This is a genomic window from Streptomyces sp. Z26 (assembly GCF_003665095.1).
Classification (GTDB): domain Bacteria; phylum Actinomycetota; class Actinomycetes; order Streptomycetales; family Streptomycetaceae; genus Streptomyces; species Streptomyces phytohabitans.
Window position 1 is genome coordinate 2,047,501 of record NZ_RCHV01000002.1, and the last position, 24,481, is coordinate 2,071,981.

The 24,481-nt window shown below is 71.5% G+C and carries 29 protein-coding genes; 10 read left to right on the top strand and 19 right to left on the bottom strand.

Translation table 11 applies throughout. From position 1 onward, the window contains the following. Positions 1-69 precede the first annotated feature (69 nt). The 9 genes from D7M15_RS28180 to D7M15_RS09115 all read left to right on the top strand — a co-directional run bounded on the left by D7M15_RS28180 (position 70) and on the right by D7M15_RS09115 (position 9,589). Positions 70-2,445 carry a hypothetical protein gene (locus D7M15_RS28180; RefSeq protein WP_165906224.1) on the top strand — a complete coding sequence of 792 codons (2,376 nt, stop codon included), beginning with the start codon at positions 70-72 and terminating at the stop codon, positions 2,443-2,445. A gap of 10 nt (positions 2,446-2,455) precedes the next feature. After that, positions 2,456-3,838 (top strand): hypothetical protein, encoded by a 1,383-nt coding sequence (locus D7M15_RS09080; protein WP_127201728.1) that lies wholly within the window; start codon positions 2,456-2,458, stop codon positions 3,836-3,838. A gap of 1 nt (position 3,839) precedes the next feature. Beyond that, on the top strand, positions 3,840-6,554 hold the full coding sequence (locus D7M15_RS09085) for an alkaline phosphatase D family protein (protein WP_121517035.1): 2,715 nt from the start codon (positions 3,840-3,842) through the stop codon (positions 6,552-6,554). A 41-nt stretch (positions 6,555-6,595) separates the two neighbouring features. Further along, complete coding sequence (locus tag D7M15_RS09090; protein WP_121517037.1) at positions 6,596-7,096, top strand: hypothetical protein; 501 nt, start codon at positions 6,596-6,598, stop codon at positions 7,094-7,096. A gap of 70 nt (positions 7,097-7,166) precedes the next feature. Further along, entirely contained in the window at positions 7,167-7,973 is an 807-nt protein-coding gene (locus tag D7M15_RS09095; RefSeq protein ID WP_121520474.1) for a peptidoglycan-binding protein, read from the top strand. Positions 7,974-7,982: 9 nt separating this feature from the next. Further along, positions 7,983-8,276, top strand: a complete 294-nt coding sequence (locus tag D7M15_RS09100; protein ID WP_121517038.1) for a hypothetical protein — start codon at positions 7,983-7,985, stop codon at positions 8,274-8,276. Then, complete coding sequence (locus D7M15_RS09105; protein ID WP_121517039.1) at positions 8,276-8,698, top strand: hypothetical protein; 423 nt, start codon at positions 8,276-8,278, stop codon at positions 8,696-8,698. The genes D7M15_RS09100 and D7M15_RS09105 overlap by 1 nt, the downstream gene beginning before the upstream one ends. After that, positions 8,691-9,014, top strand: coding sequence for a hypothetical protein (locus D7M15_RS09110; RefSeq protein WP_127201729.1), 324 nt, complete (start codon positions 8,691-8,693; stop codon positions 9,012-9,014). The genes D7M15_RS09105 and D7M15_RS09110 overlap by 8 nt, the downstream gene beginning before the upstream one ends. A gap of 101 nt (positions 9,015-9,115) precedes the next feature. Next, positions 9,116-9,589 (top strand): hypothetical protein, encoded by a 474-nt coding sequence (locus D7M15_RS09115; protein WP_121517042.1) that lies wholly within the window; start codon positions 9,116-9,118, stop codon positions 9,587-9,589. A 293-nt stretch (positions 9,590-9,882) separates the two neighbouring features. Here D7M15_RS09115 and D7M15_RS09120 read toward each other — a convergent pair whose 3' ends face one another. The 14 genes from D7M15_RS09120 to D7M15_RS09185 all read right to left on the bottom strand — a co-directional run bounded on the left by D7M15_RS09120 (position 9,883) and on the right by D7M15_RS09185 (position 20,136). Continuing rightward, the gene (locus D7M15_RS09120) at positions 9,883-10,491 is read right to left on the bottom strand and encodes a restriction endonuclease (protein ID WP_121517043.1); all 609 of its coding nucleotides are present in this window, start codon (positions 10,489-10,491) and stop codon (positions 9,883-9,885) included. A 13-nt stretch (positions 10,492-10,504) separates the two neighbouring features. Continuing rightward, on the bottom strand, positions 10,505-10,966 hold the full coding sequence (locus D7M15_RS09125) for a hypothetical protein (RefSeq protein ID WP_121517045.1): 462 nt from the start codon (positions 10,964-10,966) through the stop codon (positions 10,505-10,507). Continuing rightward, complete coding sequence (locus D7M15_RS28945; protein WP_240649200.1) at positions 10,966-13,344, bottom strand: DNA translocase FtsK; 2,379 nt, start codon at positions 13,342-13,344, stop codon at positions 10,966-10,968. The genes D7M15_RS09125 and D7M15_RS28945 overlap by 1 nt, the downstream gene beginning before the upstream one ends. 14 nt (positions 13,345-13,358) lie before the next feature. Then, on the bottom strand, positions 13,359-14,279 hold the full coding sequence (locus D7M15_RS09135) for a hypothetical protein (protein WP_121517046.1): 921 nt from the start codon (positions 14,277-14,279) through the stop codon (positions 13,359-13,361). 751 nt (positions 14,280-15,030) lie between these two features. Continuing rightward, positions 15,031-16,380: a hypothetical protein gene (locus D7M15_RS28730; protein ID WP_206337339.1), complete on the bottom strand. Its 1,350-nt coding sequence runs from the start codon at positions 16,378-16,380 to the stop codon at positions 15,031-15,033. A gap of 34 nt (positions 16,381-16,414) precedes the next feature. Continuing rightward, positions 16,415-16,642, bottom strand: coding sequence for a hypothetical protein (locus D7M15_RS09150; RefSeq protein ID WP_121517050.1), 228 nt, complete (start codon positions 16,640-16,642; stop codon positions 16,415-16,417). Between the two features lie 101 nt (positions 16,643-16,743). Next, complete coding sequence (locus tag D7M15_RS09155) at positions 16,744-17,043, bottom strand: hypothetical protein (RefSeq protein ID WP_121517051.1); 300 nt, start codon at positions 17,041-17,043, stop codon at positions 16,744-16,746. Between the two features lie 450 nt (positions 17,044-17,493). Then, positions 17,494-17,712, bottom strand: coding sequence for a hypothetical protein (locus tag D7M15_RS28420; protein WP_165906225.1), 219 nt, complete (start codon positions 17,710-17,712; stop codon positions 17,494-17,496). Next, positions 17,712-17,921, bottom strand: coding sequence for a hypothetical protein (locus D7M15_RS09160; protein ID WP_121517052.1), 210 nt, complete (start codon positions 17,919-17,921; stop codon positions 17,712-17,714). Before D7M15_RS09160 ends, D7M15_RS28420 begins: the two co-directional genes overlap by 1 nt. Further along, positions 17,918-18,109: a hypothetical protein gene (locus tag D7M15_RS09165; RefSeq protein WP_121517053.1), complete on the bottom strand. Its 192-nt coding sequence runs from the start codon at positions 18,107-18,109 to the stop codon at positions 17,918-17,920. The genes D7M15_RS09160 and D7M15_RS09165 overlap by 4 nt, the downstream gene beginning before the upstream one ends. Then, entirely contained in the window at positions 18,106-18,423 is a 318-nt protein-coding gene (locus tag D7M15_RS09170) for a hypothetical protein (RefSeq protein ID WP_121517054.1), read from the bottom strand. Before D7M15_RS09170 ends, D7M15_RS09165 begins: the two co-directional genes overlap by 4 nt. A 66-nt stretch (positions 18,424-18,489) precedes the next feature. Continuing rightward, positions 18,490-18,720, bottom strand: a complete 231-nt coding sequence (locus D7M15_RS09175) for a helix-turn-helix domain-containing protein (RefSeq protein ID WP_121517055.1) — start codon at positions 18,718-18,720, stop codon at positions 18,490-18,492. A gap of 178 nt (positions 18,721-18,898) precedes the next feature. Further along, complete coding sequence (locus D7M15_RS09180) at positions 18,899-19,654, bottom strand: GntR family transcriptional regulator (protein WP_121517056.1); 756 nt, start codon at positions 19,652-19,654, stop codon at positions 18,899-18,901. 62 nt (positions 19,655-19,716) lie between these two features. Beyond that, a complete protein-coding gene (locus tag D7M15_RS09185) occupies positions 19,717-20,136 on the bottom strand; it encodes a TIGR03668 family PPOX class F420-dependent oxidoreductase (RefSeq protein WP_121517057.1) in 420 nt (139 codons plus the stop codon). Positions 20,137-20,255: 119 nt separating this feature from the next. Between D7M15_RS09185 and D7M15_RS09190 the strand changes: the two genes are divergently transcribed. Beyond that, positions 20,256-20,882: an endonuclease domain-containing protein gene (locus tag D7M15_RS09190; RefSeq protein WP_121517058.1), complete on the top strand. Its 627-nt coding sequence runs from the start codon at positions 20,256-20,258 to the stop codon at positions 20,880-20,882. A 747-nt stretch (positions 20,883-21,629) separates the two neighbouring features. Here the strand turns inward: D7M15_RS09190 and D7M15_RS09195 are convergent. From D7M15_RS09195 to D7M15_RS28735, 5 genes are all read right to left on the bottom strand, one after another. Further along, positions 21,630-22,298: a hypothetical protein gene (locus tag D7M15_RS09195; protein ID WP_127201730.1), complete on the bottom strand. Its 669-nt coding sequence runs from the start codon at positions 22,296-22,298 to the stop codon at positions 21,630-21,632. Beyond that, positions 22,288-22,497: a hypothetical protein gene (locus tag D7M15_RS09200; RefSeq protein ID WP_121517060.1), complete on the bottom strand. Its 210-nt coding sequence runs from the start codon at positions 22,495-22,497 to the stop codon at positions 22,288-22,290. The genes D7M15_RS09195 and D7M15_RS09200 overlap by 11 nt, the downstream gene beginning before the upstream one ends. A 160-nt stretch (positions 22,498-22,657) precedes the next feature. Continuing rightward, the gene (locus D7M15_RS09205; RefSeq protein ID WP_121517061.1) at positions 22,658-22,915 is read right to left on the bottom strand and encodes a helix-turn-helix transcriptional regulator; all 258 of its coding nucleotides are present in this window, start codon (positions 22,913-22,915) and stop codon (positions 22,658-22,660) included. A 602-nt stretch (positions 22,916-23,517) separates the two neighbouring features. Then, positions 23,518-23,853, bottom strand: a complete 336-nt coding sequence (locus tag D7M15_RS09210) for a type II toxin-antitoxin system PemK/MazF family toxin (RefSeq protein WP_121517062.1) — start codon at positions 23,851-23,853, stop codon at positions 23,518-23,520. Further along, positions 23,850-24,377: a hypothetical protein gene (locus tag D7M15_RS28735; RefSeq protein ID WP_206337340.1), complete on the bottom strand. Its 528-nt coding sequence runs from the start codon at positions 24,375-24,377 to the stop codon at positions 23,850-23,852. The genes D7M15_RS09210 and D7M15_RS28735 overlap by 4 nt, the downstream gene beginning before the upstream one ends. Between the last annotated feature and the right edge of the window lie 104 nt (positions 24,378-24,481).

Sequence of the window (24,481 nt, forward strand, 5' to 3'; positions counted from 1 at the left end):
TGACCGCTGACACCCGGGTCGCCCGCCACTTCGCCCCACCCGAGAAGTAGACGCGGAGGGGGGCGGCTCATGGCGCTCACCGTAGGCGAACTCACCGCGATCATCCGGGCCGACGACGCCGGGTTCCGCTCCGGGCTGTCCGCCGCGGCGCTGCGCCTGCGGGGTCTCCAGCGGGACGCCGACGGCCGCCTGCGGGACATCAACGGCCGGTTCGTACGGACCGGCGACAGCGCCGGGCGGGGGCTCGGCGCGGGCATCGCGCGCGGCGCCCGCGCGGCAGTCTCCGCCCTCGGGAAGATCGCCCCGGCGCTCGCCGGTATCGGGGTGGGGCTGCCGGTCGCGGCCGCGGCGGCAACCGCGCTGGGCGGGATCGCCGCGGGCGCGGCCGCCGCCGGGCTGGCGGTGAAGGCATTCCAACTGGCTGCGGGCCCGCAGATGGACGCGGTCACCGAGACGACCTCCGCCGCAGAGAAGGCCGAGGCGGCGCACGAGAAGGCCACGCTGAAGAAGGCGCAGGCCCAGAAGCTCGCGGCGAAGGGCGGCGACAAGTACAAGGCCGCGCTACGCGAGGCGGAGTCCGCGACGAAGGCTGCGAAGGACGCCGACGCGGAGTACGAGCAGCAGCTCGCTGGGCTGCCGCCCGCGACCCGCCGCTACGCCAAGTCCCTGGCCGGGCTGAAGGACGACCACCAGGAGTGGTCGGACGAGCTGTCGAAGGACACCATGCCCGTCTTCACCAAGGGCATCGAGCTGGCGCGTGACCTGCTGCCGACGCTAACGCCGTTCGTACGGGCGGCGGCGTCCGCGATCGGCGAGTTCCTCGACGACGTCAGCCGGGGCGTGAAGTCGGCAGGCTTCAAGCAGTGGGCCGCGGACATGTCCGAAGCTGCGGGCCCGGCGCTGTCCAACTTCCTCACCGTGATCAAGAACCTGGCGGTCGGGATCGGCGGCCTGTTGCAGGCGTTCCTGCCGCGGTCCGGCCAGATGACTGGCGGCCTCGTCTCCATGTCCGAGGCGTTCGCGCAGTGGGGCCAAGGGCTCAAGGACAGCGAGGGCTTCGCGCGGTTCCTGGATCTGGCGTCGGCCGGCGGCGGCACCCTGGGGCAACTGGCCCTCGCCGTGGTGAACCTGCTCATCGCGTTGGGCCCCCTCATCGGCATCAGCACGCAGGTCGCGCTGGCGCTCGCCAGCGTCATCAACGCCCTCCCGCCGGACGTGCTCTCCACGCTGACCACCGGCATCGTCGCGGTGGTCATCGCGATGAAGGCGTACCGCGCGGGCGCGGCCGCGTCGGCGACGATCAGCGCGGTGCTGCGCTCGGCGGCGATGACGACGGCGCTGGCGTGGGTGCGCGGCGCCGCGATGATGACGGCCGCCATGCTGCGGATCGCCGCGACGGCGACGCTGTCCGCGGCGCGTACGGCGGCGGTGTGGGCCGCGAGCGCGGTCAGGATGACCGTGACGTTCCTCGCGAGCATGATCCGTACCGCTGCGGTCACCGCCGCGCACTTCACGATGATGGCGGTCCGCGCGGTGGCGTGGGCCGCAGTGATGGCCGCTTCCTGGATCGCGGCGATGGGCCCGGTCGGCTGGATCACGATGGCGGTGATCGCGCTGGCGGCGCTGATCATCGCGAACTGGTCGACGGTGAAACGCTGGACAGCCGCGGTGTGGACCTGGGTGTGGGAGAAGGTACGGGCTGCCGCGCGGCTCATGGTCCAGGCATTCCTCAACTTCACGCTGCCTGGCCTGATCATCAAGCACTGGTCGACGATCCGCAGCAAGACGGCGGCGGCGTGGAACGCGATCATCGCCTGGCTGCGTGGCGTCCCGGGCCGTATCCGCTCCGCCCTGTACGTCATGGGGAACTTCGTCAACGCTGTGGCGACCGGCGCGTGGCGGCGGTTCTCCTCGGCCACGCGGCAGATGACCGGCACCGTGATCAGCTACGTGCGGGGCATCCCCGGACGTATCCGCTCTGCCCTCGGCTCGGTCGGCTCCCTGCTCTACAACAAGGGCCAGGACATCGTCTCCGGCTTGTGGCGCGGCATCCGTTCTATGGGCAGCTGGCTCCGCTCGACGCTGATCAACTGGGCGAAGGACATGATCCCGGGGCCGATCGCGAAGGCGCTGGGGATCAACAGTCCGTCGACCGTCATGGCGCGCGAGGTCGGGCGCTGGATTCCGCCCGGTGTCGTCAAGGGCGTGGACGCGTCGAAGCGCGTCTTGGACCGCGCGATGGCCAAGCTCGTCACGCCGCCGGCTGTGCCGTTCGGCGCTGGCGGCGCGGGCGCGTACGGCGCGCGCGGCGGTACCACGGCTGGCGGTCGCCAGACGGTCCGCGTCGTTCTGGACGTGGCGGGCGCCGACTCGGACATGAAGCGCATGGTCCGGCGGATGGTCCGGGTCGACGGCCGCGGGAGCGTACAGACCGCGTTCGCGTGAGGGGGTGACCGTGGCGTTCCCGGAGGACCCGCTCGGCGTGGTCGTCGAACTCCAACTGGGCGGCAGCTGGATGGACATCACGCCGCACGTCTACGCCCGCGACCCCATCAAGATCGAGCGCGGGCGGCGGGACGAGGGCTCCCGCGCCGACCCGGCCGTGTGCACGCTGACGATCAACAACCGCGACGGCCGGTACTCGCCGCGCAACCCGCGCTCCCCGTACTACGGGCTGCTGGGCCGCAACAGCCCGGTCCGCGTGTACGTGCTGCTGCCCGGCGGGGTGTCGTACCGGTTCGTCGGGGAGGTCTCCGCGTGGCCGTCGCGCTGGGCACCGTCCGGGGCGGACGTGTGGATTCCCGTGCAGGCCGCGGGCATCCTGCGGCGCCTCGGGCAGGGCGCGCAGCCGTTGCGTGACGCTCTCCGCCGCCACATCGAGGCGTCCGTCCCGCGGCCGTTGGCGTACTGGCCGTTGACCGACGGCGAGTACGCGATCCAGGGCAGCGAGGTGATCAGCGGCGCGCAGCCCGCCCGCACCCTCGGGCCTGCCGGCTCCTACTACCAGGGGCAGGTGGAGTGGGGTAAGGGCGAGCTGGCGCCGTGGATGGACGCCGCGGTCGGCCTGCCGCCGGCGTCCCGCGGCAACCTCACGGTCGGCGTCAACCCCGCCCCCGCCGCGACTGACGGGTGGAGTGTCGACATCGTCCGGTCCGGGCTAGGCAGCCAGTTGGTGGTGGAGATGTGGGACACCGCTCCCCGCATCTCCCTCGATCCGCAGATCTGCTGGTCACTCGTCGTGGGCATCGACGGGGACACCTCGATGCGCCTGGTGCTGGGCGCTTACGACGAGGCATCCTCGTCCTCAATGACGCTGGCGCTGGTGAACGTGCCGGCGCTGTACACACCGGGCCCGCACCACATACGGCTCACCGTGACTCCCGCGCCCGGGGATGACGCGGCGTGGTCGGTGATGCTGGACGGGGCGGTCGTGGCGTCGGGGGTGACGTGGCCGCTGGTCCGTCCCTTGGCGAAGATCAATACCTACTGGGTGACGGTCACCGGCGACGGCGGCGATACGGGGCCGCTCGCGATCGGGCACCTCACGTACTGGGGCCCGCAGACGCCCCCGGCGGCGGACACCTGGCGGGCCGTACGCGGCCACGCGGGCGAGCGCGCCGGACGCCGCATCGAGCGGCTGTGTGCCGAGCAGGGCGTTCCCCTCCAGGTGACCGGCAGCCTCGACGACACCCCCGCGATGGGCCCGCAGCGGCCGGCGACGTTCCTCGACCTGTTGGCCACTGCGGAGGACGTGGACGGCGGCACGCTCGGCGAGGCCCGCGACGAGCTGGCACTCGCGTACCGGACCCGCACCAGCCGCTACAACCAGGGAGGGTGACGTGGCGTACAACGTGCAGAACGTGTGGCTCGGCGCGGCCACGGACACCTCCGTGTGGGTGCGCTGCCGGACCGTGCCGCCGGTGTCCGTCACGCTGCTGGTCTCCACCTCGCCCGACCTCTCGGGGGCGCTCGCGCTCGGCCCGGCGGCGCCGACGGCGGAGGGCGTGGTGTCCTGGCAGGTCACCGGGCTGGAGCCGGACACGCGGTACTGGTACGCAACCGACGACGGCGCCGTGAGCCCGTTCTACCGGGGCACGTTCCGCACGCACCCGCCCGTCGGCGAGCGCGCCAGCTTCGCGTTCGGCGCGGCCGGGGACGCCGGGCACGCGGGCGCCGGGGACCTGGCCGAGGTCACCAACGGCGTGTCCGACGCGCAGGTGTTCGAGCAGATGCGCCACCGCGCAGGCGTTGAGGAGTGGGTGCAGTTCTGCCACCTCGGGGACCTGCACTACCGCAACATCAACACCAACTCCCCGGCGGCGTTCCGGCAGGCGTACACCGACACCCTCAGCTACAACCTCGGCTCCAACTCCTCCGCGAAGCAGGGGCACTTCTTCCGCACCGTGCCCATGACGTACGTGTGGGACGACCACGACTACGGCCCCAACAACAGCGACCGGCTGAGCGTGGCGCGGCCGGCTGCGCAGCAGGTGTACCGGGAGCGGGTGCCGCACTACCCGCTGCCGCACGCGGAGGGCATCTACCAGTCCTGGCAGGTCGGCCGCGTGCTGTTCATCGCGTCGGACGTGCGCAGCTTCCGGGACCCGAACACCGACCCGCAGACCCCGTCGAAGACGATGTTGGGCGCGGCGCAGAAGACGTGGATGGAGAACCTCCTCACCACGACGGACGCCGCGGCCCTGGTGTGGATCTCCCCCTCTCAGTGGATGTCCGACACCGACGACAGCTGGGCCAGGTTCCGGCACGAGCGGGACCAGGTCACCGAGATGCTCGGCGACACCGGCTGGCTCCGCCGCATGGTCCAACTCACCGCCGACCGGCACGCCCTCGCCATCGCGTCCGGCCCCGCCAACCCGTGGGGTAACTTCCCGATCTTCATGTTCGCGGGCCTCGACGCCGTCCCCTCCGACATCGACCCGGCGTACGACATCGGCATGCGGGCGGCGCGGCAGCAGTACGGCACGATGCACGTCCGCGACCACGGGCACACCATCTCCCTGACCGGCACCGGCCGGTACATCAGCCTCGCCAACGGGCAGTGGCAGGACAACGTGTGGAGGTCGCACACGGCGTACGTGCACGTCGGGTCACCGAGCCTGGCGCTCGGCTACCGGCAGGTTGCCCCGCCTCTCGAACCGGTCGACGACGACCAGCAGTTGCGGAACGACATCGCCGTCCAGCGCGACGGCGGCGGCGAGGCCCGCGTCCTCCTCGGAGACGGGCCGCTGTCCGTACAACCCCCGCCGGACGGCGTCGGCACGTACGACGACGCGGTCACCGTCAACGTCGTGTCGGACGAGCAGCTCCTCGACCAGGCCGGGTGGCGGCTGCGGCGCGGCACCGTGGACGCCGCCCGATACCCGACGCTGCGCCTGGACCTCACCAAGCGGCCCGACCTCATCCCGGGCGTGGCCGCGCTGTCCGAGGGCGACCGGATCACGATCTCCGACCCCCCGGAGTGGGAACCGCCCGGCCCGATCGCCCAGATAGTCGAGGGCACGACGGAGATACTCCGCCCCCGGGCGTGGGAGATCGAGGTCAACGCGAGTCCTGCGGCGCCGTGGACGGTGGCCGAGGCCGCGCCCGGCGACGAGACGACGGCCGGGCCGACCGGCCCACGCAGGCTGGACACCAGCGGCGCGCTCCTCGCTGACGCGGTGTCGGAGGCGGGCACGGTGCTGCTGGTGCACACCCCGCCTGACGGTCCGATCGACCGCGCACCGTGGGCGCCGTCGGCCGGGCCCACGCCGACGTTCGCACCGGAGTACCCGTACGACCTGAGCGTGGGCGGGGAAACCGTACGGGCGCTCTCGTGCGCGCCCGCGGTGTGGGACACCTTCGCGCGTACCGCCTCGTCCGGCTGGGGGTCGGTGCCGTCCGGCGGGGCCTGGGCCATCTCCGGCGGCGCGAGCGCGGACTACTCCGTGACCTCCGGGCTCGGCCGCATGTCACTGGGCAGCGCGAACGTCGCCCGCTGGGCACTCACCCCGGCGCCTGCGCCCGACGTGGACCTGCGTGCGACCTTCGCGGTCGACAAGCTGGCGGCCGGGGCCGCGCATCTCCTGGCGCTGGTGGCCCGCACGACGGACGTCAACAACGGCTACCTCGTGCGGCTGGCGCTGAACACCAACCAGACGATCACGCTGTCCCTCCGCAAGCGCGTGGCGGGCACCGAGACGCAACTCGCCGAGTACACCCCCGCCCTCCTCCACGTCGCGGGCGCCGCGTACGCCGTACGCCTCCAACTGGAGGGCAGCACCCTCCGCGCGAAGTTGTGGCCATCCGGGAGCAGCGAGCCGCGCTGGCACGTGACCACTGTGGACACCGCGCACGCGGGCGCGGGACAGCTCGGCGTACGGGTGATCCTCGGCGCCGGGAGCACCACCACGCTTCCGGTGCTGGTCACCGTGGCGGATCTCCAGACCGTCACGCCGCAGCGCCTCACCGTGGAGCGCTCCGTCAACGGCATCGTCAAGCCGCAGGCGAAGGGCGCCGCGGTGTCGCTGGCGCAGCCCGCCTACCTCGCCCTGTAGGGAGACCGCCCGTGCCCAACCCCCGTTTGTACGCAGGCCAGGTGCTGACCGCGGACCGCTGGAACAGCATGTTGCCGCAGTTGGTCGTGCAGGAGAACGACCAGGTGGTCACCGCGTCCGTGACGCCGATCAACACGGAGATCAGCATCGTCCCCGAGGCGAACGCCACCTACTTGTACTGGCTGTACATCTCCTACTCGGCGTCGAACAGTTGCGGGATGCGCTGGCAGTGGTCCGCGCCCGGCGCGATCTTGTGCTCCTTCACGCAGTCGATCGCGAGCCCCGGCAGCTCCGGCTCCGCGAACACCCCGCAGTCGGTGAACTTCCGCCGCCCCGCGAATACCACGGGCCGCCTGGCCGGCGGCTCCGACAGCGTGACGACGCCGGTGAACTTCCACTCGGCGTACGACTCGGGGTCGTTCACCACCGACAGCACGCTCAGCCCGATCACGCTGCAATTCGCGCAGGCCGTGTCCAGCGGAGGCCAGGCGATCCTCCGCGGCGGCAACCAAACCCGCCTGGCGTACCAGCGCGTCGCCTGACCCCGTCCCGAACTCGTACGCCCCGGAGCTATCCCGGCCCGGGGCGTTCCGCATGCCCAAGGAGGGCGCCATGAAGCTCGTCCGCAGGTCCCAGTGGGGAGCGCCCGCCACGTCGGCGGCCTCCTCCATCGGCTCCACCCGAGGCGTGAAGGTCCACTACCTCGGCTCCCCCTACGCGTCCCGCGCGCACTCCGGGTGCGACGACGCGGTCCGATCCATCCGCGCCAGCCACCTCGCGAACCGCGCGGAGGGCTACTCCGACATCGCCTACAACATGCTGGTGTGCGAGCACGGCTACGTCTTCGAGGGCCGCGGCGCACACAAGAAGACCGGCGCCAACGGCAACAGCAGCCTCAACTCGGCGCACTACGCGGTGTGCGCGCTCCTCGGCAGCAGCGGCCTCACCAAGCCGTCCGACGACATGCTGGCCGGTATCCGCGACGCCATCGAGTGGCTGCGGGAGCACGGCGACGCGGGCAACGAGATCAAGGGCCACCGCGACGGCTACGCCACTTCGTGCCCCGGGCCCGCGCTGTACGCGTGGGTGCAGAAGGGGGCCCCGCGCCCCGGCGGTACGGGCGGCAGCACCCCGCCGAAGCCCGGCCCGTCGTCGTACGAGCCGTTCCCCGGCGCCAGCTTCTTCATGAAGGACGGCCGCCCCGCGCTCGGCAAGTCCAGCCCGATCTTCACCGCGATGGGCAAGCGCCTCGTGGCCGTCGGCTGCGGCCGGTACAAGGTCGGGCCCGGCCCCGAGCTGGGGCAGGCCGACGTCTACAGCTACGAGGCGTGGCAGAGGGAATGCGGCTACTCCGGCGCCGACGCGAAGTGGCCGCCCGGCAAGACCACCTGGGACCGCCTGAAGGTCCCCAACGTCTGAGGAGGAACCATGTCGCACACGTTCACGTCCACGGCCGTCCTCGGCTACCTGAAGTGGGACACCTTCGAGCGCGCCGGGTGGACCGGCGTGCAGACGTCCCTCGGTGTCCTCGCCGCCGACCTGGCGGACGTCCCGGCGTGGTGGGCCGCGCCGATCGCGCTGGCGCTGGCCTCCGCGAAGTCGTACGCGGCATCCCGGCTCGGCGTACGGGGCACCGGTTCAACGCTCCCCGCCGGACGGGACCCGGCGGGCGCCGAGCCTCTGCTGCCCACGCCGGGTACGGGCGGGCCCGAGGCGCTGTGATGCGGGCCGCGGCGCGCCGGGCGGCGGCGCGGCTGGAGTGGCGCGGCCTCGCGATCCTCACCTCCGGCGTCGCCTGGATCTCGTACGGGGTCCATGTCGCGGTGCAGCCCCGGTACGGGACGACGCGCGGTATCGCTGTGATGCTGGACCTGATGCCGATGTGGGGGTGGGGTGTCGGCTGGATCGCCGCCGGGGCCGCGTGCCTCGGCTACGCCTGGGCGCCGACCGGGCGGGACGTGCCGGGCCTCCTCGCCAGCGTGTGCCCGCCGCTGCTGTGGGCCGTCGCGTACGCCATGGGCGGCGCGCTCGGCACCGACGCGAAGGCGTGGGGCGCGGTCGCCCCGTGGGCATCGCACGCGGTGCTCGTGCTGATCGTCGCGGCGACGACCAGTCCTCGGAAGCTGGTGATCTCGAATGGCTGAGCCGACGGGATGGTGGGCCGTGCTGGGCTTGGCGGTCACCGCGGCGGGTGGCGTCACCACGGCATGGCTGGGCCGCGGACGCGAGCAGCTGGTGCGCGTCCCCGCGGCTGGCGCCGACGAGCCGCCGCCAGCCGACCTGACGACGATCACCGGCCTGGCGACCGCCGTCACCCAGCAGCAGCGGCAGATCGACCGCATGGAGGCACGCGACGGGGCGCTGCGGCGCCGCGTACGGAGCCTGGAGGCCGCCCTGACGGCGGCCGGTGTGCCGGTTCCCGAGCCGGACCCCGATGACCGCCGCCTGATCGAGCAGTGACCCGCGTACGTACGCGCCCCCGTCTCGGCTTCGGCCGGGGCGGGGGCGATCTTCTGCGTTCAGGGCAGAATGCCCCTGTGGATGCAGGAGTTGCGGCCGTCGTGGGTGCGGCCATCGGTGGTGGACTGGCCGGGCTGACGGCCGTCGGAACGGGCCTGTTCGGCCTTCGGCAGGCACACCTTCAACTAAAACACCAGGAGTCGGAGGCGGCCCGCCAGCGGCGCTTCGAGAGTCTCACCGAGAGGCGGGGCCCGCGCTCACAGGCGTACGCGGAATTCGTCGCGGCTGGGCAAGATCTGATCGACGCGCTGTACGGACAGGAGCAGGAATTCCACGAGCAGTTCCAGGGTCTCTGGGAGGCCATCCGGAAACGCCGTTCTACCGTCGCTATCGCAGGACCAGATTTTGTAGTGAAGGCGGCAGGTCAGTTTTCCGACGAAGTCAGGTCCTTCAGGAACGACCTCGCCCACGGGCGAATCAGCACGAATCCTCTCAACGAGAAGCACCGCCTCGAACGCCGACTTGACAGCTTCACCCAGGCAGCACGCACAGCGTTAGAAGACGAAGGCCACTAGCCCGGAGGACCTAGCGCAACGGCAGAGTCCGGGAAGGGCTGCCGCTCTCCGACCTTGTTGAAGCCCCAGTCCTCGTAAGGCGACTGCACGCGGGGGGTGGGTCACGTCGACCAGAAGGTCCTCGGGGCGGAGTCGGGGGCTCGGGCTCGGTAGGCATGGGCCGAGCGTACGGCGACCGCCGTACGACGGGGGAGAGCGCACGGGCGCGTACGCGGCGCGCCCCGCTGGGCTACGCAGCACCCACGGAGAGGGCCCTCACCCCGCGCGGGGTGAGGGCCCTCTCGTACGTACGGCTACGCGAGCCAGGTGGGGGCTCCGCGGCGCCGCCACTGCTCCAGTCCTGCCCCGTCGATGGTGAACACCTGGTGGGTGCGGGCGTAGTCGGCGGCGGGCCGGGTGAAGCGGCTGGTCGTGACGAACAGTGCGATGTCGGCGCCGTGGTGGGGGCGGGCGGTGCCGACGAACCGCTGCATGTCGCCGGACCCGACGGGGTTCCGCGGCCCGTAGCGCTTGCACTGCACGACCACCCGCTGCCCGGTGCGCGTACGGGAGACGACGTCCGCGCCGAGGTCCCCGGCGCCGCCGGACACGGCGACGTGGGTGTGTCCGGCGGCGGTGAGGAGGTCGGCTATGTGCCTCTCAAAGCCGGACGGCGACAGGGCGAGGGGTGATCGTCCGGTTCGGGTGCGGAGCCGTACCGCGCTCCCCCACCGGCCTCGGGTCACCCATCCGGCCAGCAGCAGCACCGTCACGGCGGCGGCCCCGTACGCGACGGCGGGATGGTCGCGGAGCCAGCGGGCTGCGGCGAGTACGAGGACGGCGCCGACGGCGAGGGCTGTGCCGTCCAGCCGTAACCGCGCGCGCCCTCGCCCTCCTCGGCGTCTGCGTGTTCTGCGGGCCATCGGATCGTCCCCCTCAGCGGTGGTAGGTGTGGTGATTGCGGCCGAACAGGCCGTGCGCGTGCTGGTGAACGGTGACGTGCGTACGGGCGCCGGTCGTCCACCGGGCGGCGGCGATCAGCAGCACCAGCGCGAGCAGCCCGCCAGTCCCGAGCCCGGCGACGGCGCCGAGGATCTGCCCGACGCCGTAGCCGAGCCCGGCGCCGGCGGCTCCGGCGCCGAGGCCGCCCGCGAGGAGCCGCTGCGCCTGCGGGTCGAGGAGCGGCTGCGGGGTGAGATCCCGAGGCGCGGTGGGCACGGTCGGCTGCTGTACCTCGTAGACGGGCACCATGGCGCCGCCGTACGGCTGGTAGCCGACGATGCGGCGGGCGGCGGCCGGGGCGACGGGCCGGGGTGGGGCGGGCGTGATGTCGTACGGGCGGGCGGGGGTGACGGCGGTGGGTGTCACCGTGCGGCGTACCGGCTCGGGCAGGGGCATCACGAACCTCCGTTCTGGGTCTGGCGGATGCGGGCGAGGACGGGGTCCAGGCCGTCGGGGCGCACGTGCACGGTCCGGGCCCGGGACCCATCCGAGGGGCCGACGACCCCGTGGTGCTCCAGCGCGTCCATGAGCGCCCCGGCCGCCGCGAAGCCGACGCGCAACTTCCGCTGGAGCATCGACGTCGACCCGAACTGCGTGGACACGACCAGCTCGGCCGCCTGACACAACAGGTCCACGTCCACGCCGGGCGGGGCCGGGCTCGTGCTCGGGGCGGGGCGGGGCCGCAGCGCGTACCGGCCGTGCCGCGGCCGGTGCACGTCCGCGTCGGCAGCGAGCCACCGGCCGATGGTCTCCGGGCTCGGCAGGTCCACGTCCGGGCGCGTACGGGAGAGGACGTCCCGGATCGCCTCCGGCCCGATACCCTCCGGACCGGCCTGCGCGACGACCTCCCGGACCAGGGCCTTGCGGGGGTCCTCGGGCCGGGTGCGGGCGGTGTCGATCGCGTCGCCGAGCGCCCCGTCCTCGTCGCCGTCGCCGAATCCGGCGTCGAAGATGGCGCGCGCCTGCGCTTCGAGATCGGGGTCACGGCGCGAGGCATCCTCGATGGACGCGTTGATCTGGCGCATGCGGGCGTCGGCGTCCCGGATCGCGGCGGCAGCCTCGTCGTCGGGCGCACCCTCGGGTCGGGGCTTGCCCCAGTCAGCGGTCACGTCCCGGCGGCGGGGCGCGGCGGGCGGCTGCTCGACGGCCGGGGCCGCGGCGGGCGCCGCCACCACAGGGGCGGCCGCGCTGAACAGATGGGCGGTGCCGTCCCAACGGTGCTCGTACGCCTCGCCCGCGGCCTCCCGCGACAGGGCGTCCAGGGACGGCTGCCGGCCGGAGCAGGCGGCGACGATGTCCGCGATCTGGGTGGGCTTCAACCGGTACGCCTTGAACGGCCTGGCCGGCTCGTCCAACTCCTTGGCGAATCCGCAGCCGGGGTAGGGGGCGTCCTGCGGGTTGAGCCGGTCCGCCCACCCCATGAGGTACGCCAGTTCCGTTTCGTCGCTTTTCATGCCGATCTTCAGCCCGGACTGCTTCACCAACTGCGGCTCCGCAAGAACGTCCTGCGTCGCCCGCAGTGCGGCCGCGTCGACGTTGCAGGCGACGGCGCGGGCCAGCTCCACGACCTGGAGGAGGGCGTCGCCCGCGGCGCGGAGGGTGGTGTCGCGGCGCGCGCGGTGCGAGTACAGCTCGGCGATCTCGTCGGCGGCGATGACGATGCCCGGCACCTGCGGGCTCACCGGGAGCTTGTCGTCGTCGTGCTCGATCATCAGCTGCGCGTAGCCGGGCTTGCGGGCCTTCGCGATCCGCAGCAGCGCCTCGCACATCGCGCGGGCCTTCTCCGGGGTGTCGGCGACCCAGTCGATCGGGGGCTGCCCGTGGCGCCCGGCGGCGTGCCAGGCGCGCAGCCACGGCAGGGCGAGGCCGCCGCCGTTGAGGTCGAGGACCCACGGCAGGCAGTCCGTCATCCGGGCGTAGCCCGCGAGGCCGAGATGCATGCGGTTGGTCTTGCCGCTCCCCTTGCGGCCGACGGTGGTCGCGGTGTTCTGCCGGAGGCACGGCGCGAATGTCGACCCGTCTCGGTGGACGCCCAGCGGCAACGGCCCGTTCATGGACAGGGGGCTGTAGTCCTGCGGGTAGACGACGTCGCCCACGAGGGCGTTCGCGGTGGTGACGTTGATGAGGAACGCGCCGCGGTGCACACCCTGCTGCACCTCTACGCCGCAGCCCTCCGGGAGACGGGCGTCCCCGGCGAGACCGTCCTCATAATTTTTGATCTGCCGCCACGTCGCGCCGCCCGGCGGGGTCTCGCCCTCCAGGGTGTAGCCGCCGCCCTCCTCCCACTGCTCGATCCCGACGACCGTGCAGTTCGACACGTTGCAGACGCGGGCGATCCGGGCCACCCACTGGTCCGCGAGGTCCCGCTGCCCGGCACGGCGCCGAGTCCGTTCCGCCTCCGCGAGCTTCTCCGCGGCACGCTGCTCGGCACGGGTGGCCTTCGTACGGGCACCACCCATCGCCGTACCCAGACCGACCGCACCGGCGGCCAGCGCACCCAGCGCGTGCACCGACCAGGGCCCGCCCGCGAGCGCCCACGAACACCAACCCCCGGCGCCGATCCATGCCGCGGCCCGCAGCGCGAGCGTCCCGCGCGGCGCCTTGGCCTGCACCCCGGCGATGTGGTGCCCCACCAGCCCGGCCGCGGCGACCGCGCCCGCCCACGCCGGGGGTACGTCGGCGACGTACCCGGCGTAGGTGACAGCCAGCGCGGTCCCGGCGGCGCTGATCGGGCCGCTGAGCGGCCCGTGGCCGGACTCCCAGTCGATACTCACAGCTGTGCGTCTCCTCAGATGTTGTTGGTGACGTCCCACTTGGCCTCGGCGTGGATGCCCTTGCGGGGCGTCTCGATACGCGCGAGGTCGGGGGCGTGGATGCGGCGCATGACCGGCGCCAGTTCCTCGGCCAGCTCGGCCGCTTTGATCTGGAGGCCGTGGACCTGCCGCATGATGTCGACGACGGAGTCGTCGAGGGGGAAGTCCTGATCGGCCCTCGCGACGGAGATCTTCATGGCCTCGGCGATGTAGCCGAGGGCCTCGGGGAGCGCCGCGAAGTCCTCCGCGACCTGCAACATCCCGCGCGGCTCGTAGTTGGCGGCGACGCGGGCCATCTCCATGGCGGGCGCGGTGAAGTGGTGTCCGGACATCAGTCCTCCAGGACTTGAGGGTGTGCCGCCGGCGGTCGCGGGGCGGCGTACGAACGAAGCGAGGGGGCCCGGCGTCGCCGCGACGGCCGGGCCGGTCATGTCGGTGCCGTCGCCCTTGCGGGCCGCGCGGCGGTCGCGGGCGGCATCCCGGCGGCGACGCCAGACGCCGAGGGCCTTCTGCCACCCGGCGCGGATACTGCGGCTCCACAGCGCGGCACCGAGCCCGGCAACCCCGGCGATGACCCCGTCCCGGGACGCGGACGCCGCGCGACGGGCGTGACGCCCGGCCCATGTCGCGGCGCGGGCGGCGTGCGGGGCGCCGGCCTTCGCGCCCCGGCCGAGCCCCTTGCCGATACCGCGGCCCGTCGCACCCGCGGCACGACGCGCGGCCGAGGCTGCCCGCTGCGCCGGGGAGCCCTTGCCCGCGGCGGCCCGGGTCAGGTTCCGCAGCGCCTTCTCGGCGGCCCGCTGCTGCTGCCTCTGGCCGCGCGCAGAGCCGCCTCCGTGGCGCCCGCCGCCGCCCGCGCGACCGGAACCGGAACGCAGGCCGGAACCGGACTTCAACCCGGCACCCGCACCGCGGCCCTTCCCCGCGCCGCCACGACCCGCACCCGTAGCGCCGTGCCCGGCAGGCTGCTTACGCCCCGACCCCGTGCCGCCCGCCGCACCGCTACGGCCACCGGGGCGCCCGGCGCCACGCTGCGACCCGCCACCGACGCCACCGCCACGACCCGCGCGACCGGCGCCGGTGCCGCCACGGTGACGCCCACCCCCGCCGCCACCGGACCCGCCACGACGTCCACCACCCAGACCGCCACGGCCCGCCCCGAACCCGAGACGGTTCCGCACGCTACGGCGACGCAGCACCACCGCCGCGGCGGCGGCCGTACCGACCCCCGCCACAGCGCCCACCACGCCCATGGCGCCCGCCGCCTGATACAGCGCGGTGGCGCCCATCGTGGCGCTGTTGCCGACCCCGACGACGACCGGTTCGATCGGCACCCCACGCCGACGTGCAGGCGCCGGCGGCTTCGGCGCCGCGCCCCCCGTCGACGCCGTCGGCGCAGGGGTGGCCGCAGGTGCCGGCGCGACCTGTGGCTGCGCCGGTACGGGCGGGTCAGGTGCCGCCGCGGGCGCGGGCGGCGGCTGCGTCTTCGTGTCCGGCATCAGCACGTCCTCTCGGTGTACGAACTCTGATCCGCGGTCTGATCCGCGTTCTGATCCGAGGTCTGACGGGGTGGGGTATGCGCAGGCGGGAGGGGGGCCGGGGTCGGCCCGATCAGGATCAGGATCAGGATCAGAATCATGATCAGGATCACGTTCCGGTCATCGGGCGGACGTTGTCGGAGCCCAGCGCCGCCAGCTCGGGGTGCTCGGCCTCCAGCTCGCGCCGGAGCTTGTTCGCGAACTGCCGCGAGTCGTGCGGGTGGCGAGCGGCCTTGAGCGCGTCGACCATCTCGCCCTCGTAGGGGCGGCGGCCCAGCGCGTGGTACAGCTCGCGGATGGTCTCCTTGGCCGCGGTACGGCCGCTCTTGGTGGCGCTCTTGGACGCCTTGCCGGTGGCCTTGCGGGGCGCCTTCGTGGCGCCACCGTCCACCGTGGCGGGGCGCTCCGTAGCGGGGCCCGTGGCGTCGCCTGTGGCGCCACGGCCGCTCTCCTTGTGGCGCTCCGGAGCGGGTCCGGTGGCGCTCTGGGGCGTGGCGCCGTGGCGCTCCAGAGCGGGTGCCGTGGCGCCCTGGAGCGCCGGGAGCGTGGCGGTCCGGGGCGCTACGGGAGCGCCCGCCAAGGGCGCCTTCGTGGCGGGCGCCACGGTGGCGCCCTCGATCTGCCAGGGCGCTACGAGGTTCATCGTCGCGAGCGTGTTCGCGTTGCGGCGCGCCGCGAGAAGGAGCATCAGCCGCTCCCGCTGCTCGGCGTCGGCGCCGATCTGGGCCCGGTCCACAGCGACCGCGAGGCGCCGCGACGTACGCGTGTGCCGCCGCCCGCCCGCCTTCAGATCGGCCAGACGAGCGGCCAGGGCGACCGCCCGGAATGTCGCCCGGTCCCGGCTGATCTGTGCCGCGTCCCGGCCACGGCGGGCGAGACCAAGGCGGGCGAGGAGCCGCTCGCGGGCCTCGCGGGCGACGATGGCGAGGAGCCCCTGCGAGTCCGCATCGGGCTTCGCGTGCCGCAGCTCGATCCCCATCGCGAGGTGCCACAGGACGGCGGCGAGGACGGGGCCGACGACGGCACGGACGGTTCCGCCGACGACACCGGACTCCGAGTAGGCCGGGATCACCTGCACTCCGGTGATGGCCCACACCAGCAGGCCCGGGGTCCCGGGCGCCCCGGCCGTCTTGAGGTTCTGGCGCGCCATCAGCGCGCACGCGAACAGCGCCAGTTCGGCGGCGGCGAACATCGCGGCGCGCTCGACGGGCGACGCCATGTCCAGCCGGTGGGTGGCGAACCGCCAGCTGGTGTCCCCGCTGTAGGCGGTGCAGGCTGCGGCGGCGAGCGCCGCGACGCGCACGGCGGCGGGCGTACGGTCCCGGCTACGGCGCGCCTCGCGGCGGGCTGTGATGGCTACGGACAGGCGTCGCCCGACGGCGGCCACGGCCAGCACGAGAAGTACCGCGGCGACCGCGGCCAGTGCGAGGGGCACGGGGGCGAGGGCGGGAACGGGCACGCCTTCCTCCAAGGACAGAACGGGTGGGGGGTGGTCAGAACTGGTTGGGTTCGATCGCGAAGAAGACGACGTTGCCCCCGGACACGGCCGGGTTCTCACGCTCGACGTGACGCCGGATGTCCATGTAGGCGTCGAGCCGGGTCTGCCCGGGGAGAGGGGTGTAGGTGAAGGACGACGTGCTGGAGATGAGGCCGCCTCGGACGGGCTTGGAGAGGGTGATCACCACGTGGTGCGTGCCCTGGGTCGGCGTGTGGGTGGGCATGGGGCTCCGTTCGGGTCGTGCGGAAGGGGAGGGCGTGGGGCCGTGATGCTCCGGCGGCTCCCGTTGGTGCACCGCCCCAGGCGATGCACCGCAGGCAGTCGTCAGCACATTTCGCGGTACTCCTCCAGCGCGTCACATCCGGTCCGCAGCAGGTGCTCGGCGCGGGCCAGCAGGACCGGGCGCTGCTCGGCGGCGGCGGTCGGGACGTCGGCGAGGTACACGGCGGCGGCGGTCAGGTCCTCGGCGTACAGGAGGTCGACCGCAGCGGCGTTCTCCGCGGCGGCGGCGAGCTGCGCGGCGAACGTCGCTAGGTCGTCGGTCGTCTCCTCGTCGGCGACGAACGCGACGTCGTCGGCGTAGCGGGTGATGATGTCGCGCCCGATGTCGATGGTGCTGGTCATGGCCTTCCCTTCGGGTTGTGGGCCGGTCGGTCTGTCCGGCCCCTCGTCGTCCGGGGCTGTCCCGGCTCCCCTCACCGCCCGGCACGCGCCGGGCGGATCAGGCAACCGGTCAGTCGCCGTAGGGGAGGCCGTGGCGGCTCAGCCATTCGCCCTCGTAGTCGCGGCGCCCGACCGCCTCGAACGACGCCCGCGCGTCGTCGACTTCGCTGTCGGTCATCTCGCCCGAGGTCTTGTTCGCCCAAGACTTGCCAGTCAGGTCGGGCCAGCGGTCTGCGGATCCCATGACGTTCCCTTCGGGGTTGTGGCCGGTACGTCCGGCCCCACCGCACCCGCCAGCCCCGGGAGGGCTGGTTGGCGCAGAAGGGTCAGAGGGACTCGCCGGGGAGACGCTGCGGGAGGCGAGCGGGCTGGTCTGGCGGGGCAGAGGTCCGACCGTGCTCCGGCTCCGGCTCAGCCACGGCGGTCGCCCGTCTTCCGGAGCGCGTCGAGTACGGTCTCCGTCAACTCGGCGGGCAGGAGGCCCTTGTCGATCGCGGCGAGCATCGCGAACTCGCGGGCGAGCCGCTCGCGGCCGTTCATCAAGTTGCAGCCGAGGCCGCGGTTGAGTCGCTCGTTCTCCTCGACGCACTTACGCAGCAGCGCGGCGGCATCCTCCAGGTACTCGGACATCAGACCGTCACCCCCGCGAGGCTGGGGTCGGCGGCGAGGAGCGCCTCGGCGAGGTGCAGGCCGGACGGGGTGAGCCGTTCCCGCTCGACGAGGTCGGCGGCGTACAGGTCCATCAACGCCGACGCGTTCTTCGACTCGACGTGGTGGTCCGGCCGCACGGCGGCCCGCACGAGGATGCGCTGCTGGATGTACGGCATCGGCGTCGTCACGCGGCACCCCCGGTGAGGTTCGCGGCGCGACCGAAGACGCGGGCCGTCACCCGGGCGTTCATCCGGTCCAGCACCTTCTCGTCCGCGGCACGCTGCTCACGGGTGGTGAGGGTCTCCGCGTACGCGTCCACCCAGCGGCGGCGGTCCGCGGCGAGCAGGGAGACGGGGTCGGGGTCGGGGGTGTTCATCGGCCACCGCCCTGCACGGCCTCGATCACGGCCAGCTCGTCGGCCATCGCGTCCAGCCGGTCGCAGTGCGCCCGCACCTTCGCGGCCTGCGCACGCAACTGCTCCGCGTTCAGGTCCGTCCACGCGCCGCCACCGGCGTCCACGGCCGCACGAACCGGGGCCTCACCCGACAGGTCCGTGAGGTAGGCCGCAAGCGGCCCGCCGGGGATCGCGACCGGGGCGGACTCGTGGCCCTGATGCACGCCGTGGGCGTCACACCACGGCACCGGGCACGCGGGCCCCACCGTGCCCAAGATCTCGGGGGTAGAATCCATCAGGTCCCTCCTAGGGGGATCAAGGCCCCGGCAGCGGTTGCGTCGCTGTGCGGGGCCACACGTTTGTCAGGCAGCGCCGGGCGCCGGGTTGAGGTACTCGACGACCGCAGTGCGCGGGATGCGGATCAGGCTGCGGCGTACGGTCCCGCTGCCGCGCGCGATGGAGCGCATGCGCCCCGCCGCGACGGCCCGGTAGACCGTCGCCTCGTGGACCCGGAGCATGTCGGCCACCTGCTGGACGGTGAGTGATTCCTCCAGCTCTGCCAGGGCGGCGTCGAGCTCGTCGGGCTGGGCCACGGGCAGGTCTCCTCTCAAGGTCGAGTACCTGCGTAGACAGGTGACTCGTCGTGCTCGAAAGGTAGCCCCTTTGAACCTGTCTACGCAAGAGCAGCGAGACGAGTCGACTCCGGTCGAGGAGCAGGCAACACGAGAAAGCGCCCCGACCCGGAGGTCGAGGCGCTGGCGAAGGCGCAGATCAGACGGCGATCTCGTACCGGAAGGTGTGTCGATCGGCGGGAATCCGGGAGTCCAGAACCTCCACGGGGAGGCCAACCGTGTCGTACGCCGTGCGGAGAACACGAGCGAGCGGGACACCGACGGGAATGTCGAGCGACTGCTTCTCGTGGGGGTTCGGCATCCGAATGTCGATCTCCTCCACGAACTGCACGACGCGGCGGCGGATCGGGCCTTCGGGGTCTTCGATCACGCCCTGTACGCCGCCGCGGATGGGGCGAGCCTCGGCGATGCGGGTGCCCGACACCAGCTCGGGGTCGTAGTAGCCGTCCACCAGTTGGGCGGGCTCGTCGTCGATCAGAAAGAGCCGACGCCGGAGGAGGACGTTCGAGCCCGGCTCCACTCCGAGCAGGTGCGCGATGTCGTCGGCGGCCGGGACCTCCAAGACGTCCAGGATCTTCTGGCGGGGACGCCGGCCCTGGGCTTCCACCTCGGCGTTGAAGTTGGACTTCCCCGTGGCCTGCCGGTTCCGGTAGGTGGCGCCGGTCTGCCGAAGTGCCAGCTTCGGTCGCTCCCGGACGATCGGCGCGCGCCCCTGCGTGGAAGTGACGAGCCGCTCGGCCACCAGCTCATCGATCGCCCGGCGGATGGTCGCACGGGCGCCCCCGTACTGGGCGCGCAGGTCGGCGGCGGAGGGAAGCCTGTCACCGGGGCGCAGCTCGCCCGTGTTGATCTGCGTTCTCAGGTCATTCGCAATTACCTCGTAGATCTTTGGCATGTCTAGGACTCCTGGCTGAGTGGCTACACATGTCAGGGTATCCCTGACAACGGGTTTCACCCCTATGCTGCGCGCGCCTGCCATCCTGACCAGCGGCTTACCTCGATAACCATCATCGAACCCGCTGGGTGCACCTCCTGGTACTGGGGGTACTTGTCCACAAGGATTGAGACAAGTTCACCCTCATCGGCGGCGGCCGCGACCCGCGCCGCGCCATCTGCACGCACCCACCAGAGGGCATCCCAGTCGTCCGAGTAGTGATCGACCAGCAGCGAAACGGCAGGGTTCGACTCGACGTTCCGGAGGCGCTTCAAGCGCGTGCTCGTCTTCGGCTTGTGGTCGACCGCGATTCCGATCACGTCGCCTCGGATCGCGAACGTCGCAGGGACGAGGTGGGGGCGCCCTTCAGCATCCGCTGTCGCCAAGCGCAGCACGCGAGCGTCCGTGAACAAGACTCGGCTCTGCTCCGTCGTAAGGCGCATGCCGCCACGCTATCGACCGGGGAGTCAGTCGCGGTACTCGCACTCCTTGCATCCGCCTCACTGAACAGTTACGGTCACACTAGGTAACCTGTCTATGCAGGTTCAGGCTGAGGGGCTCTATGACCATAGGAAGCAAGCACGCGAGCGGGATTCTGTGCCCGACGCACCGGACGTACGGCTTGAGCTGCAAGGAGTACGAGACCCTGTGGACTCGCTGTGGTGGCTGCTGCGAGTCATGCGGTCGTCAGCTCCGGCTCAACGCCAGCGATCGGGTAATCGACCATGACCACCGGTACGGCAACACGGCGGTGCGCGGGATCATCTGCGCATCCTGCAATCAGTACCTGTGTCAGATCGAGAGCCCGCGGATCAACCCCGTCTTCCCGGCCGGACCGGGGCGCCACTTCGCCTCGTACTTCCAACGCGCATGGTTCACCCGAGCCGGACGCGACGAGGAGGACGCTCCTCCCGAATACCTCGACCATGCTGCCGTCCGGAAGCACATCCGCAAGTGGTCGACGAAGAACCGCCACCTGCACACGGTCGCCCCCAAGGCTGTCGTCGTGCCGACCGACCAGGTGCGCGAGTTGGTGCGTATCCTCCGGGCCGCCATGTCCCCGCAGGCGTTCGCGCGCCTGGCGAAGCTGATCAACGAAGAGGCGGCCATCCCGAAACGCCTGACACCCCCGGCGGCGCAGAGCTGGAGGAATCCCTCGCCACCCAAGGGGAATACCCCACCGAGATAGCCGCCCGCCACGTCCCGCCCCGTCCTCGTCGAGGGTGGGGCTTCGCTGTTTCGCGCCGACGTTTTCAGGCCAGCTCGGGGACGCCTTCCGAGGGGGTACACCTCCGCACAGGGGGTGTGTAGGTCTTACTCACTTTTTCGAGTAGCCCAAGGCCAGAGGGGTGCATGTGACACGACTCTTGCTGGTCAGACCGCCAATATTGCGACGGGGCCGCCAATTTTGGCGGTGCGGCCTGCGGCGGATTCCGCATGTGGGCGACATGGCCGAGTCTGTGCGTCGCCTAGGGTTCTGGAGCAGCACGGCGGCCGGGTGTTGGAGCACCCGGCCGCCGCAAAAACGGCAGGTCACAGCCTGCCGATGAGCACTTCCCTACATGCAACGAAGGAGATGCGATGCCGAGTGTAGGTGACATTTTCGCGGTGCCGCGAGCGTGCCCGTCGTGGTGTGCGGCGGGCCGTTCGGGTGTACCGCATCAGGGCTGCGAGGGCGACGAAGTGTCGTTGAGGGCGCCGGACGGACAGGTGCTGTTGTCGGCGTCTCGGTTTCGGGGTGACGGGCAGGGCGCGCGGCCGGTGCTTGCGGTGCATCCGGGGGCCGGGTGCGTCGAGCTGGACGCGGAGGGGGTCGAGGCGCTGCGGCGTAACGTCGCGGAGTTCAACTCCGGGCTGGCGCTGCTTTCGGAGTAACTCGACGAGCGACCGTTGACGACTGCGCCCCCACCCGGACTTGGGTGGGGGCGCAGCTGTTTCATTCGTCGCGCGTGCCTCGTTCTTGATCACGTGTCCACTGGTCTACGAGATCCGTGTTGCGACGCATCGCGGCTCGGAGTTGCTTCCGCTGGAACCGGTCACGCCCCTCCTCTACTACCTGCTGCCAGCCCTCACGCCCGTCAGCAAGGCGTTCCGCAACGAGGAACTCGATGATGTCTTCGATACACGGACGGAAGCGTTTACCTCCGACCGGGAAGTGCAGCTTGTCGAGGGGGCGCCCGATGTCGCCGTCGCGATTCAGCTTCTCAAGGGCCGGGGACGTGCCGTGAATCTGTAGGTGCGCGCCCGTGTAGTGCTCCTTCTCGCGCTCGAAGTCGAAGTGACACAAGCAGGCGCCCAGGTCCTCATCGGCGAAAATCCCGCAGAACGAGGAGTGCACAGCGAGGTAGCGGTCCTCGTCGTCCATCCGCACCTGGTACGAGAGGCTCATCCACGAGCGCGCCTTCTTATTGGTGATCCCTAGAGGGAAACCTTTGGGCTGCGTCGGGTTGGTTCTCGACAGCCCGGCACCGATGGTGAAGACGGGTCGTCCTTGTGCGGGACGCTGCACCGCGATCATCCGTACATGCTGGCAGATCGTCTTGTTGAGGGTGTTCTGGATCTGCTGGGCAAAGCTGCGCGCCTCTTGGCTGAGGTCAGAGGTCAACCGTGCCGCCGATGGAGACCCACAGGGCATGCGCCTGAGCAGAGGTGAAGCTCCGATCGTGAGCTTGCTTCTCAAGTTCGGCATACGTCAGGCCGAGATCACGTAGAGATCCCTTGGCGGCACTGCGGAACTCATCTGCTGTGACGACGATCAGGGTGTCGTCGTCGTGATCTGCCAAGTGCTCGTCTATCACGGTCATCGCCGCTTCCCCCTTCGTGATGCAGTGTTGCTCGTATGTCTACTGTCTCGCCTCGGTCTGACACTGTGCCGCACAACCTCGAGTCCCTCTAGAGGGGTGCCCTGATTGGCTGATCGGTTACCTCCACAGTGGTAGGCACTGAACGTCTGCACGCGGGTGCTCATGTCAACGGTCGGCCTGAGCGGACCAGCTCGGCGAGGTCGGCTTCGAGGGCGTGGGCGATCGCGATGTACCAGTCGATGCGTCCGGCGCGTACGCCGGTCTCGATGCGGTAGATGGTGTCGCGGGAGACGCCTGCGCGTTCGGCGAGCCCTTCCTGCGTGAGGTTGGCCTCGAGGCGGGCGGCTGCGATGTTGCGGCCGATCTGCTGGCGTACGGCGAGGGTGCGCGCGCTGGGCGGTTCTGCGGGGGCTGGCACGCGGCCAACGCTTCGGCGGCATGATCAACATGTCAGTCGCCATTCGGCAGCAGTTTTTGATCAATGGGTTCGGGGGTAGGCGACTACGTCTCGGGCTCCGTCGCGATGTGCCGCCCCCAGGCGCTGTCGCGGCGGCGCGGCGCCCCTGCTCCGGCTATGGCCGGGGTGGGGGCGCTTTCGTGCGGTCACCGGTTTTGTCATTCACCGCGGGGACGTGCTGGGGGCGGCGCCTGGCGGTGCGCCCCCGTGGGGGTCCCGTACCGGATCGGGCCCCGGCGGTCGTCATCCAGCGTCATTGAGCGGCATCGAATAGCGCCCGAATGTCCCACTTTCCGTAATCACCGCAGGTCACAATGGGGTAAAGGAACAGGTTCAAGTCCCGTCATTCACCCTCGTAGATCAAGGGCCGACCCGTGGGAACGGGTCGGCCCTTGATCGTGCTCCGGCGACCATCGCAGCGCTCGGCACTCGGTGCCGGCGGTGCTTCGCTGGGATGATCGTCGAGAGCTGACCGTACGACGACAGGCCCCGTCCGGGTCTCCTTGGACGGGGCCTCTCGCTGCTCTCAGCAACAGGTGGCCACACGGCTGCCTTCGGAGGCTTCAGGTGTCGAGTTCGACGCGGAGCCTGAGCCAGCGGCCGAGGGCGTAGTCGACTTGCATCATGTCGGTGTGGTCGAGGTGGTCCACGGGGTCACCGTCGACGTAGCTGGTGTCGATGGTGCGGACCTGGTCGATGAGCGCGAGGGTGTCTCGGCCGGCTATGTGGAGCCGGGGTCGGAAGATGGCGTCCTGGGCCCTGGTGGAGGTGGGAATGATCGTGGCGGTGGTCCACATGTCCGGGCTGTCGCTGACGACGATCCCCAGCCGCTTGCCGCGTTGCTCGCGCCCGCGCTTGGCGTCGCCGAGATCCACTCGGTAGACGGAACCGCGGATCACCGCTTGATGGTCCGGCGCTGAGCGGCGGCGTGGAGGCGGTGCAGCTTCCAGTTGGCGGTGCGGTGCGAACCAGCGCGTGCGGCGGCGAGGAGAAGTTGCCGTTGCGCTGCGGTCATTCCACGTACACGGCTTCTCGGGCCTTCTTGGGCCGACTTGGCCAAGCTCCGCACCCACGAGTGCATCGCCGCGCCCTTGACGTCCGGCAGCGGGCCGTAGCCGTCTTCGCCCCACGAGGGGCGTGGCCCCTCTGCCGCTCCGAACAGCTCGGACTCGCCGGGCCGGTCGCTCAGCGCTTGGCCAGGACGCTGCCCGCCTCGGTCGTAGGTCCAGTCGTCGGGCTCGTCGGACAGGTCTTCGCCGCTGGCCGCGATCCGTTCCATGTCCTGCCGGGCTTGTGCCTGCCACTGATTGTCGTCGAGGGCTCGCAAGGCCCGCCGGAGGACGTCGGAGGTGGATTCGTTGGGTCGCTTGTGGGCTTGGATTATCTCGTCGTCTTGAGGTGTGGGACGAAAGCCAACGCTCATGACTCCGAGCGTACAACTTTTGTCCAACAAGCGGAGGCCCCAAGCGGTCAGTCACCCTCGCACCAGGACCCGTGGTGGAACCGGTGCCCCCTTGGTAGCCACGC